9 protein-coding genes are annotated in these 10,814 nt (G+C 68.7%); 1 reads left to right on the forward strand and 8 read right to left on the reverse strand.

Features of this window, described 5'->3' with window-relative positions:
* The 8 genes from HR086_RS39580 to HR086_RS39615 form a co-directional block, all read right to left on the reverse strand.
* Positions 1 to 289 (reverse strand): MFS transporter (locus tag HR086_RS39580; RefSeq protein ID WP_373564409.1); only part of this gene is annotated, 289 nt, incomplete at its 3' end.
* Entirely contained in the window at positions 286 to 1,410 is a 1,125-nt protein-coding gene (locus HR086_RS39585; protein WP_217440754.1) for a beta-propeller fold lactonase family protein, read from the reverse strand. The genes HR086_RS39585 and HR086_RS39580, both read right to left, overlap by 4 nt.
* An 89-nt stretch (positions 1,411 to 1,499) precedes the next feature.
* A complete protein-coding gene (locus HR086_RS39590) occupies positions 1,500 to 3,029 on the reverse strand; it encodes an FAD-dependent monooxygenase (RefSeq protein ID WP_217440752.1) in 1,530 nt (509 codons plus the stop codon).
* Positions 3,030 to 3,090: 61 nt separating this feature from the next.
* Positions 3,091 to 4,509 carry a cytochrome P450 gene (locus HR086_RS39595; protein ID WP_174463621.1) on the reverse strand — a complete coding sequence of 473 codons (1,419 nt, stop codon included), beginning with the start codon at positions 4,507 to 4,509 and terminating at the stop codon, positions 3,091 to 3,093.
* Positions 4,506 to 5,369: a cyclopropane-fatty-acyl-phospholipid synthase family protein gene (locus HR086_RS39600; protein WP_174455625.1), complete on the reverse strand. Its 864-nt coding sequence runs from the start codon at positions 5,367 to 5,369 to the stop codon at positions 4,506 to 4,508. The genes HR086_RS39595 and HR086_RS39600 overlap by 4 nt, the downstream gene beginning before the upstream one ends.
* Positions 5,370 to 5,470: 101 nt before the next feature.
* A complete protein-coding gene (locus HR086_RS39605) occupies positions 5,471 to 6,547 on the reverse strand; it encodes a methyltransferase (RefSeq protein WP_141645733.1) in 1,077 nt (358 codons plus the stop codon).
* Positions 6,548 to 6,668: 121 nt separating this feature from the next.
* Positions 6,669 to 6,881, reverse strand: a complete 213-nt coding sequence (locus HR086_RS39610) for an MbtH family protein (RefSeq protein WP_141645734.1) — start codon at positions 6,879 to 6,881, stop codon at positions 6,669 to 6,671.
* Between the two features lie 58 nt (positions 6,882 to 6,939).
* Complete coding sequence (locus HR086_RS39615; protein ID WP_174463620.1) at positions 6,940 to 7,863, reverse strand: hypothetical protein; 924 nt, start codon at positions 7,861 to 7,863, stop codon at positions 6,940 to 6,942.
* 245 nt (positions 7,864 to 8,108) lie between these two features.
* Here HR086_RS39615 and HR086_RS39620 point away from each other — a divergent pair.
* On the forward strand, positions 8,109 to 10,814 hold a 2,706-nt coding region (locus HR086_RS39620), incomplete at its 3' end, for an AMP-binding protein (RefSeq protein WP_174468202.1).

The raw sequence follows: 10,814 nt of genomic DNA on the forward strand, positions 1-10,814 counted from the left end.
GTCCCCCCGCCACGGTGAGCCTCCGACCCACGCGGTCCGCCAGCATTCCACCGAGCGGCCCGGCCACCACCGCGCCCGCGCCATACAACGACGCGACGAGCCCGGCCCGCTCCACGGTGAAGCCCCGCTCCCCCGTGAGGTAGAGGGCCAGGAACGGCAGGATGAACGTTCCCAACCGGTTCACCAGCGTCCCCAACCACAGCACCCAGAAGGTCCGGGGCAGGCCACCCACCAGGGGGCGCAGGACCGCGGCGACGTGGGCCCTCAGCCTCCCCGGCGGCGCGCTCACTGCGGTGTCCCGGTGAGCACGATGGCCGAGGGGCTCGACCCCGAGGGGAACGGTGAGCCGACGATGGGAGCCAGCGCTCCCGACGCGGCGTCGAGTGTGTAGACCGAGACGTTGGGGCCTTCCGTCTCGATGTTCGTCAGGTACATGCGCCCGCCCACCAGGTCGAACGCGATGAAGCGCGGCCCCACCAACGCCGCGAAGGGCGAGCCAGGCACCGGGACCAGCGCACCGCTGCCAGGAAGGACGGAGAAGCCAGACACGGTGCCGTCCCCCCAATCCGCCACGTAGACGAAGCGGCCGGAGGGGTGAATCTTGATCTGCGCGGGGTTCGCGCCCGTCGGAAACGGAGAGCCCGCGACGGGCGTCAGCGCACCAGTGATGGGATTCGCGGCGTAGCCCCAGACATCGCTGGACAGGCCGTGCGCGACGTAGACCGCTCCCGTGAACGGATGGACGGCCACGGAGAAGGGCATCGTCCCCGCGCCGAAGGGCGACCCCGGCACGGGCGTCAACGCCCCGGTAACCGGGTGGATGGCATACGCGGTGACGGTGTTCGAGACATCGTTGACCGCGTACAGGAACCGCCCCAGGGGATTCATCCCGAGCGACAGCGGATGAGGCCCCGTCGCGAGGGGGGACCCCGCGAGCTGCGTCAGCGACCCCGTCATCGCATCCACCGAGTACGCCGTCAGCGTGTCATCCCCCCAGTTCGCCACGTAGGCGAACCGGCCCTGCGGCGTGAACACCAGGTTGATGGGGCGCACTCCGGTGGAGAACGGCGAGCCGGGGATGGGCGACAGCGCTCCGGTCCTCGGGTCGATGGCGTAGACGGAGATGCTCGATGAGAAGTAGTTCAACGCGTACAGCAGCCGCCCGTTGGGGTGCAGCCGCATGAACGACGGGCGCTCGCCAGCCGCGAACGGGGCGAGCGGCAGCGCGCCAAGCGCCCCCGTCCTCGGGTCGATGACATGCCCGGTGATGTCATGCGTATAGAAGTGACTCACATAGGCGAAGCGCCCGCCAGTCGCTCCACCTTCCGCGCTCGCGGGACTGGCGAGAGCGACCAGGCACATCAACGCCGACAGCAGGACGCACCGGCCCCAGGACTCGGGCCGCGACATGAGACGATCCACCAGGAGCACAGCGTCTTCTCTTTCTCGACACGGATGTGGCGTCAGGGGGCCCTGACAGCGGGGCCCGGGTGAAGTCTTCAGGCGCTGGCCGCGGCGCGCGCGGGCACGGAGGCCTCGGTCGGTCCGCCACACCATTTGTGGAGCACCGCCTCCAGGCCCGGTACGCCGGCGCGCGTCACTCCCCAGGCGACGATGCCATCGGGCCGGACGAGCAGCGCGGGGGGCAGGTCGATGCGGTCCCACGCGCCGCCGCGCGCCACCACCACCCGGTCCTCCCAGCCATGCTCCACGACGCTCGCGAAGCGCCCCTCGAGAGTCCTGTCCACGAGGACGAACCGCCGCTGGCGCAGCAACTCGTAGAGGCGGACCGGCCGCGCGTGGGGGAGGTCCAATTGGATGTCTGGGACGCGGCGTCCGACGAGCGGGTGCGCGTCCGCGCCGCGCGGCGGAGGATAGCGGAGCGTCAGCCCCGCGAACTCCTTCACCACAGGCAGTTGGATCGCCTTCACCTTCAGCGACTGCATGATGAGCCAGCGCACCAGCCGCAACGGGGCGGCGCTGGAGATCTCATACTTGAACACGAGGTCCGTCTTGCGAAGGGTCGCCTTCGCGATGGGATGGCGCTCCTCCTGGTACGAGTCCAGCAACCCCGCAGGCGCCCAGCCCTTGATTTCCGCGGTCAGCTTCCAGGCCAGGTTGATGGCGTCCTGCACGCCCACCTGGAGCCCCTGCCCTCCCGAGGGAATATGCGTATGGGCGGCGTCTCCCGCGAGCAGGACCCGACCCGCGCGGTATCGGTCCGCCTGGCGCTGGTCGCTGCGGAAGCGAGACATCCACAGCGGCTCGTGAATGCCCAGGTCGACGCCGAGGATGGCGCGCACGCTCTGCTCCACCTCCTCCAGCGTGACGGCCTGCTCCAGCGGGACCTGCATGCGCGCACGGTCCAACACGATGAGCCGGAAGGTGCCATCCCCGTAGGGGAAGACCGCCACGGTGCCTCGCGCGCCGGTGATGGCGTGCACGGGCGGATCCGGCGGGTGTTTCAGTCGCACATCGGCGGTGACCAGCGAGCAGTCGTACGACATGCCCTCGAAACCGATTCCCGACAGGGAGCGAACCGCGCTGCGCACGCCGTCACACCCGACCACGTAGCTGGCGTGCTCCTTCCACGTCTTGCCGTCCGCGCCCTCCACGTCGAGCGTCACACCCGAGTCCTCCTGCCGCAGCCCCACGACGCGGGCCTCGCGAACCAGCTCGGCCCCCGCGCGCAGCGCCCACGCCTCCAGCACCTCCTCGGTGCGGTTCTGCGGCATGATCAACATGAAGGGGAAGCGCGAATCGAGTCGCCCGAAGTCCAGGTAGCTCTTCCCATCCCCCAACGGGCCGTGCTTCCAAGGCAGGCCCTTCTCGATGGTGGCGTCGGCCTGACCGCGCATGTCGAGCAGCTCCATCGTGTACGGCGTCAGGCCGAACGCTCGGGACCACGAGGATCGCTGGGCGCGGCGCTCCAGGATGCGGCAGGGGATGCCCGCGCTGGCGAGCTCGGCGGCGAGCGTCAGACCGGTCGGTCCAGCACCGACAACGATGACCTTCGGGACGGGCGACACGGGGCTCCTGACGAGGACGGCGGTGATGTGGTGAAGGAATGGGGAGATGCGAGCCCCGGACTCAGACCAGCTCCACGGACGCGTGGATGTTTCCGCGCACGGGCGTGACCCGCGGCTGGTGGTCCGGCGCGAGGAGGACCATGGGCAGCCCCAGCTTGGGGACCAGCGAGATGCGCATCGCCCGGTCGACGCGCGCTCCCGGGACGAGCGTCGGCCGGAAGCGCTGCAGCAACATGGACAGGACGAGCTTCATCTCCAGTTGGGCCATGTGGCGCCCCAGGCAGTTGTGGGGACCGGCGCCGAAGGGGGTGTACTCGTGCACCGTGGGCGTGGCCGTCCTCCACCGCTCCGGCTCGAACCGCTGGGGGTTCGGGAAGAGCTCTGGCAGCCGGTGCGTCACGTAGGCGCTCGCGAACACCATGGTGCCCTCGGGCAGCTCGTAGGGGCCCAACTGGCACGCCTCGCTCGTGTAGCGCATCAGGAACGAGGCGGGAGGGAACAGCCGCAAGCTCTCCTTCACCACCAGGTCCAGGTACTCCAGCTTCTTGAGCTGCTCCACTGTCGGCGGCGCGCCGCCCAGGGTCGTGCGCAGCTCCTCCTGGAGCGTGGCCAGCACCTGGGGATGTCGGTCCAGGAGGAAGAGCGTCCACGTCATGGACGCCGCGCTCGTGGAGTGGCACAGGACGTTGTAGGCCTCGCCCACGAGCTCGTCGTCCGTGAGGCCCTGCCCATGCTCGTCCCGCGCCGTGATGAGCGCGGAGAGCACGTCCAACTGTCCGGCCTCCGCCTCCCGCTTGCGCCGGATGAGCACCCCGAGGATGTCCTCGATCTCCCGCGCGACCGCCAGCATCTCCCGGTAGGGCGCGCCAGGCAGGTCCACCCGCAGGAGCAGCGTGGTGGGAGCGGAGGCGAGCTCCAGCAACCGGGCGATGAGGTACTGGAGCCGCACACCGTCACCGGCGGGGTCCAGTCCGAACATCGTCTGCATTGCGATGCGCATGATGAGCCGCAGCAGATCCTGGTCGAGCCGTGGCCGCGTCTCCCCCACCGTCCACCGATCCAACTCCGCCTGGGTGAAGCCGACGATGGTGTCCCGGCAGGCGTCGATGCGCTGGGGACGAAAGGCGGGCTGCATCAACGTCCGGTGCTTGCGGTGGGCCGCGCCGTTCAGCCGGAGCAACCCGAACGTCAGCCGCTCCATCGCCGAATCGCGAGGCAGGTTGCTCTCACGGAAGGCATCCGAGATGAAGCGCTCCGGCTGGGTGAAGAGGAGCTGGTTGTACTCGGGGCCCAGCGCGTACACGTGCCTGGGCTTACGCGGGTCCCACGCGCTGACGGGGCCGTAGCGCTCAAACGCTCGCATGAAGTGCGCGGGAGGGTCGCCCAGCATCCGCAGGCCCTCCAACTGCCAGCCAATCAATGGCAGCGAGCGCGGCCCCGGCAGGCGAGGGGCGCGCGCCGCCACGGCCCCAGTCGTCATGACGCGCTCCGCGCGGCGGCGTGGGCTGGACGCTCCGCGGAGGCGATGACGAAGTCCAGGTTCTCGAAGGTGCCGAACCGCTTCAGGTAGGCGCGGGCCGCCCAACGCACCACCGGGTTCATCCGCTCGGCCATGGCCCCCTCCCCCACCCGACGCAACAGGAAGGAGGAATAGGGCGGGCAGACGTGCTCGCGGATGGACTGGACCTCCACCGCGCCGAAGCCCTCGGCGGCGAGCTTCCGTGCGTAGACATCGCGGGTGTACATGTTCTCGCCCTTGATGTGCATGTTCTGCCGCTCGAAGGCGCCCACCTTCTGCCCGGCCATCGGCAGGATGTCCGCCAGCACGACGCGCCCCCCGGGCTTGAGGACCCGGAAGGCCTGGCGGAAGAACGCCTCACGCGTGTTGAAGTGGTGGGCGGCCTCCACGCACACCACCTTGTCGAACGTGCCGTCCTCGAAAGGCAGCTCCGTGGCGGACGCGGCCCACAGGTTGATGCGCTCGCCCAGGCCGCGCTCGAGGACGCGCCCCTGCACCACCTTGAGCTGCGATTCGCTGATGTTGACCGCGTCGATGCGCGCCGGTCCGAACTCCTCCATCCACAGGAGGTCCTGGTCCCCGAAGCCGCACCCCACGTCGAGGAGCCGGTCCCCGGGACCGAGCCTGGCCGTCTGTGCGACGAGCCGCACCAGCGCGCGGGCCGCCTCGTCCAACGTGGCCGGGGCGTCCTTCCAGAAGCCCATGTTCATGAACATGCTCTCCTCGGAGAGGGAGCCGCCCTGGGCCAGGAAGCCATAGTGCGCGCGGACGCGATAGTCGTGCAGGCTCAGCTTGCGGTATGCGTGTTGAAGGATGTTCATGGACCCACCTGTCTGGGGTTTCGTTCCACGGCCTCGAGCGCGCATCGCTCCGGCGACACCGGAGCGCGGCGGTGCTCGAGGCACATGGGGCGGAGAGTTCGCTACTTCGTGGCCTGGAGGACGCCGTGGGGCGTCCAGGCACCGCAGGGGATGCGGTCGGCGCGCTTGAAGCCCGCCGCCTTGACCCACGATTCGTACTGCTCCCACGCGTAGATCATCCCGCCCTCCGCGGGGATGGCCGCGAAGTACACGCTGTCCAGCGCCGCCATCAACGGACCGTCACCCGCGTCGTTGGAGATGGAGCTGAAGATGACGACCCGGCCACCGGGCGGCAGCGCCTCGTAGGCCCGGCGCAGCAAGGAGGTGTTCTCCTCCGGCGTCCAGATGACGAGCTGATGGGAGAACAGGACGCAGTCATGTCCCGGGGGGAACGGCTCCGCGAACATGTCGCCCGCGTGGACCTTGATGCGCTCCGACAACCCGGCCTCCGCGATGCGCCGACGCGTCAGGGGCGCCGTCCCCGGAATCTCCAGGACCGTCACCTCCACGTTCGGGTACGCCTGGGCCAGCGCGATGGCGTTCACCCCATCACCGCCGCCCACGTCCAGCACCTTGCGCACGCCCGAGAAATCCACGTGCTTGAACAGGAGCGGGTTGGACAGCTCAGACCACGAGCGCATGTACTCGTAGAAGACCTGCTCCATGTGGGGGTTCTCGGACAGGCGGTGGTAGAGGTCCCGTCCCGCCCCGCGCACCCGGCGAAGCCCCACGTTGCGGTTGGCCTTCAGCGACTCCGTGAAGTCGACCTGGCCCTCGTAGCAGATGTACTGCTCGAAGCCGACGACCGACTTGAAGATGGCCCAGGTCTCCTCCTTGAACATCCGGCTGATGACCTCGGCGTTGCGGTACGCCCCGTCCACCCGCTCCGTCAGCCGCAGGGACGTGGTGCCCAGAAGCAGGATATCGATGGCCCGGGGCTGCAACTCCAGCCGCAGGGCAATCTCCTCCTTCGCGAGGCCCGGCTTGTGCTCGAGCAGTTCGAACAGGTTGAGTTCGCAGGCCGCGTTCAGATATTGGGCCGCCGAGGCGCCGAACAGGATGAACGTCAGATCATCGTGCGTCAGCGGACCCGTGGCGGGCCGAGCCGCCACCTTCAAAAGCGCGTTGTCGGTCTTCATCTGGGTGTTCCTCCACATCAAGAGACTGCAGTCGTTCGACCGGCCACATCACGAGGGCAAGGCTCCGCCAGGACCCCACGGGGCCTCTTCCTCGACTGACTTCTGGGAGACGGCAAAAACCCTACGACGTCTGCTCACTCCGGGTAGACAGGGGACGCATGTCTGTCCATGCATTGTCGATGTGGGCCACACAGTCCGAGCGGGCTCCGTGGAATCCCTCATCTCGCCAGCCGGGAGGATTGGGGCGCTCCACGGGCCAGATGGAGTACTGCCCTTCGTGGTTCACGACGACCTTGCATGACACGGATTCGTCACTGCCCAGGAATGCAGCCATTGTCTTGTTCCTCCCCCCCAACTCCAGGGAACCAGCATCCAACGGGTCGATACGGCGCTCACTCCTTGATGAGGTGGAGGCGCACGCGCTTGAAGTGTTCCAGGAGCTCCACGGCGGACTTTTCCGTCCGCTCGGCCATCAACAGACTGGTGCGCTCGGTCCCCACGAAGCTGGCACACACCGTTTTGTGTGCGTCATAGGCCCGCGCGACGGATTGGTAGAAGGCCTCACGCGCCTCTTCCAGCTCCACCGGGAGCCCCGCGAAGATGGGACGCAACCCGGCGAGCACCTTCACCATGTATTCGTGGTCGCGCCACCGCAGCCCTGTCATGCCCGGAGGCGCCACGGGCGGCATCAAGGTGGGACGGACCGACTTCTCGTAGGCCGTATAGGAATAGTCGCCCGTGAAGCGCAGCGCCACCTCGGCGCCATTCATCAGGGCGGTGACGCGCTCCAGGTCGGAGCGCGCGGCCTCCAGGTTCCCCGCCTCCACGTCCTCACGCAGGACGTGAAGGACAACCACCATCCCCTGCACGAGTGACATGAAGACGTAGTGCCCGCGCGTCCACCTACGCAGCGCGTCCCGCTCGCCAGACGCCGTCGAGCGCGGGGGCGGGAGCGCCGCGGCGCCCTCCCGGTCCACCGGACGGTCCAGGAGCATGTCGAAGAGCACGCTGTAGGCATGCCGCAATCGCCCCCACGCCTCGGGCTCCAGGTCCGTGCCGCTCGTGAGGGCCTCATCCAACAACGTCACGAATCCGTGGAGCGTGCTGTGGACGAGCAGCGGCACCACCCGTCCCTCGACCCGGACAATGGCAAATGCCTGATCATTATCCTTGTTGCCCTGCGAGGCCTCCGGGTCGTCCACCACCGGGGTGAAGTCCCCATCCCCCAACCCCAGTCTTGACAGGGAATCCCGCGCCGCGAAGATCGCCTGATCCTCGGCCGACCTCCGGTGCAGCGCGGCAAGGGGCTCCAGCACCGCTACCTGAGCAGCCTCCCTTTGGAGTTCCCCACGCAGGCGTGGCAGTCGCTCGGGTCGCAAAAGATAGATGCCTGGCGCCGTCACGTGCCTTCTCCTTGCCAATCACTGGCATCCCCACCAAACACCAGTACATTGACACGACTTTCCTGGCTTTACAACTTTAATTGACATTCCGGAATTAAGTCCTTACGGTCCAGCCCTTACATCAACCATGGTTGGAGTTGTTCTGGGGGCGCCTTCCCGTGGCATTGGACAAATCCCTCTCAATCAAACACGCGCAGCTCCCCCGCCACACGCTTGTCACCCTTCTGCAACAGCGGGCGGAGACCGAGCCGACACGCGAGGCTTTCAGCTTCCTGGGTGAGTCCGGCCAGGTGGAGCAGCGCGTCGACTACGCCACGCTGGCGCGGCAGGCCCGGGCCATCGCCGCGAGGCTTCAGGCGCAGGGGGCGGTGGGAGAGCGAGCGCTGCTGCTCTATGCCCCCGGTCCAGAATACGTGGCTGCCTTCTTTGGCTGCCTGTTCGCGGGGATGGTGGCGGTCCCTGTCTATCCACCGGAGCTGGCGCGCCCGGAGCGAAGCCTCTCACGGCTGCTTGGCATCGTCCGGGACAGCGAGGCGAAGTGGGTGCTCACGACCGCCCTCCTGCGCGGTGTCGCGGAGGGGCTGTTCGCCGAGTTCCCCGAGCTGGAGCGGCTGAAGTGGGAGCTGACGGACGAGCTGCCTTTGGAGGTGGCGGAGGACTGGCGCGCACCAGAGGTGGATGCCTCCACGATGGCGTTCCTTCAGTACACGTCCGGTTCGACGGCGACGCCGAAGGGCGTCGTGCTCACCCACGCCAACCTGCTCCACAACCTCGAGGCCATCCACGAGCGGTTCGGCCTCACCCGTCAGAGCCGGGGCGTCATCTGGCTGCCGCCCTACCACGACATGGGCCTCATCGGCGGCATCCTCGCGCCCATCCACGGTGGGCTCCCCGTGGACCTCATGTCGCCTCTCACGTTCCTGCAGGCTCCGTTCGCGTGGCTCAAGGCCATCTCGGACCGCAAGGGGACGTGCAGCGGCGGGCCCAACTTCGCGTATGAGCTGTGTGCCCGGAAGGTCACCGAGGCCCAGAAGGCGACGTTGGACCTGTCGACCTGGGAGCTGGCCTTCTGTGGAGCGGAGCCGGTGCGCGCGGACACGCTCGACGCGTTCGCCCGGGCGTTCGAGCCCTGCGGCTTCCGTCGGGAGGCGCTGTACCCCTGCTACGGCCTGGCGGAGGGGACGCTCATCGTCACGGGGCCCGCCAGGGGCCGGGGCGCCCGCGTCCGGACATTCCAGCGAGAAGCGCTGGAAGCCCACCGTGCCATCCCGTTGGAGCGTGCTCCAGAAGACGGGCAGACGAGCGCGACGCACGTGAGCTGCGGCGAGGCGGCGGCGGGGCTGCACGTGGGCATCGTGGACCCGGGGACGCGGCGGCGGCTCGAAGAGGGCCACGTGGGAGAGATTTGGGTCCAGGGGCCGAGCGTGGCCCAGGGCTACTGGCGACAACCCGAAGCGACGGAGCAGGCCTTCGCGGCCCACGTGGCGGGCGCGGACGACGGGCCGTGGCTGCGCACCGGGGACCTCGGCTTCCTTCAAGATGGCGAGCTGTACGTCACCGGGCGGCACAAGGACCTCCTCATCATCCGGGGACGCAATCACTATCCCCAGGACCTGGAATTGACCGTGGAGCGCAGCCACCCCGCGCTGCGTCCCGGTTGCGCGGCGGTGTTCGCGCGCGGTGACGAGGCCACCGCGGGAGTCGTCGTCGTCCAGGAGCTCGACCGGCGCTACCCGGGCGAGGACTGGGACGCCATCTCGAACGCCATCCGGCAATCCCTCTCCCTGCAACACGGTGTGGGCGTCGACTCTGTCGTCCTCATCCGCGCGGGCGCCCTGCCCAAGACCTCCAGCGGCAAGGTCCAGCGCTCCGCGTGCAGGGAGGCCTGGCTCGCGGGACGACTCGCCCCCGTCCACGCGGACGCGCCCCAGACGCGGGAAGTGCCCGACCGGCTCTCGCGAGACGACCTGATGGCGCGCTCCGAGGACGAACGGCGCGCCGTGCTCATCGACTTCCTCTCCCGGGCCGGGAAGCTCCCCCCGGGGTTGCCCGCCCACGAGGCCGCGCACCACTCGCTGGGGCTGGATTCGCTCGCCCTTGTCGAATTGAAGCATCGCCTCGAACGGGACCTGGGCGTCTCGTTGGAGTTGAGGCTGTTGCTGGGCGCCCCCTCCCTGGAGGAACTCGTCACCCACCTGCAGGAGGCGTTGCGCGCGGCGGCGCCACCTCCGAGGGCCGAGGAGTTCCCACGCGACCAGGAGGCCCACCTGCTCCTGACGCCGGGGCAGCGAGCCTTGTGGTTCCTCCAGCAGTTCAAACCCTCCTCCCTGGCCTACATCCTCGCGAGGGCGGCCCACATCCGAGGGCCCCTGGACGTGGCCGCGCTGCGCCGCGCGTTCGAGGTGCTCGTCGCGCGCCACCCCTCCCTGCGCGCCACCTTCTCCCTCGTCGGAGAAGAGCCCATCCAGCGACTCCACGCCCGGCGCGCGGACCTCCTCCAGGTCGTCGACGTCTCGGGTGAAGACTCGCACACGAGCCACGCCCGACTGAGGGAAGCCGCCTTCCAACCCTTCGACCTGGCCCGGGGTCCGCTGCTCCGCGCGACGTTGTTCTCGAAGGCGGCCGACGAGCACGTCCTCCTGCTGGCGTTCCATCACCTCATCGCGGACTTCTGGTCGCTCGCCGTGCTGGTGGAGGAGCTGATCCAGCTCTACGAGGGGACTGGGAGCGAGGGCGCGCTGCCCCCACCCGGGCATCCCGCGACGTGGCTCCAATTGCAGCAGCAATACCTGTCGAGTCCCCGCCAGCAGACTGACTGGGAATACTGGCGACAGCGGCTCGACGGCCCCTTGCCTCTCCTGGAC

Source organism: Myxococcus sp. CA039A (assembly GCF_013336645.1).
Lineage (GTDB): Bacteria > Myxococcota > Myxococcia > Myxococcales > Myxococcaceae > Myxococcus > Myxococcus llanfairpwllgwyngyllgogerychwyrndrobwllllantysiliogogogochensis.